This window comes from Streptomyces sp. LS1784 (assembly GCF_020103755.1).
GTDB lineage: Bacteria > Actinomycetota > Actinomycetes > Streptomycetales > Streptomycetaceae > Kitasatospora.
Genome location: NZ_JAHSQD010001074.1, coordinates 1 through 1,243 on the forward strand (window position 1 = coordinate 1; position 1,243 = coordinate 1,243).

Annotated in this window: 1 pseudogene; it reads right to left on the minus strand. The window is 76.5% G+C overall.

Annotated elements, in window-relative coordinates:
• A pseudogene (locus KS423_RS45725) lies at positions 1 to 1,243 on the minus strand (hypothetical protein); the annotation flags it as partial.

The following is a 1,243-nucleotide window of genomic DNA, read 5'->3' on the forward strand; positions in this document are numbered from 1 at the left end:
GGCCTCGGCCGGGGCGCGGTCGCCCGGCCCGGCGGCGGGCAGCCACCACTCGGTGCGGGCGGGCAGGTTGCGGTCCTGGACCGCCAGCACCCGGGCGACGGTACCGAGGTCCATCACCAGGGCCTGTCGGCCGACCACCGGTACGGCCTCGATCACGGCGGTCACCTTGACCGGGACGACGACCCCGCCGAACGGCACCCGGACGGTGTCCCCGACCGAGGCTCCGACGGCCTTCAGGTAGTCGCGGGTGGCGACGCCGTTGACGCCGGCCGGAACGGGCGTCCCGGTCGGGCTCAGCACGGCGCGCACCGGGTCGCCGATGCCGCCGGCGGAACGGTAGCGGACCGTGAACAGCGCGTCGGCGCCGGCCGTTTCGGAGGCGAGCGCGGCCACCGGCGAGCTGTCCGTGCTGCCGCGGACCGTCGGGGGCTTGAGGCTCCAGCCGGCACCGGTCGGCACCGGAACGGTGGTGGCCGGTCCCCCCGCGGTCTCGGAGACCGCCAGGTTCCGTACGGTGACCTCGCCCTCGCTGCGATCGCCGAAGTCGACGGTCGCGCCGACCACGGTCAGCGGAGCGGCGACCGAGCCCACCGGGGCGTCGACCAGCGCGCCGAGCGGGATCGAGGAGCGGACCTGGCCGTTCAGCGGGAGGTCGCCGAACGGGACCTTGTGGACCAGGCCGAACCGGTCGCGCAGCAGCAGCCGGACTTGGGGGTGGACCTGGCTGCTCCTGGACCACCAGAGCTCCTGGTCCTGCTGACGCACCGCGATGTCGGCGTCGATCCGCAGCGGGACGCCGGGCAGCGGGATGCCGGCCGGGGCGGGTCCGGCGAGCGTGCCGAAGACCTCCGCGCCGGTTCCGCCGTCGAGCAGGTCGGAGCGGACCGGGACGCGGTCGGCGAAGGCGGCGGCGTCCACAGCCAGCAGCTGGCCGTGGACGCCGCTCGGCAACGGCTGTTCGTCGCGCACCACCGGGACCAGCCGGTCGCCGCCGGGCAGACCGCCGTAGCGGCCGCCCTGACCCATCAGGGCGTTGTGCGAGCCGGAGATGCGCAGACCGCCGGCCGTGGCGAAGGCGGCCTGGTCGCGCTGGGAGGCGGTCCAGGTTGCCTGCTGTCCGAGCGCCAGGACGCCGGTGGCCACGGCCATGACGAGCAGCAGCACGGGTCCGGTGGCGCGGCCGGGACGGCGGGCCAGCTGCCAGCCGACCATGGCGGGGCCGAGGCCGCGGCCCCGGGCCGCC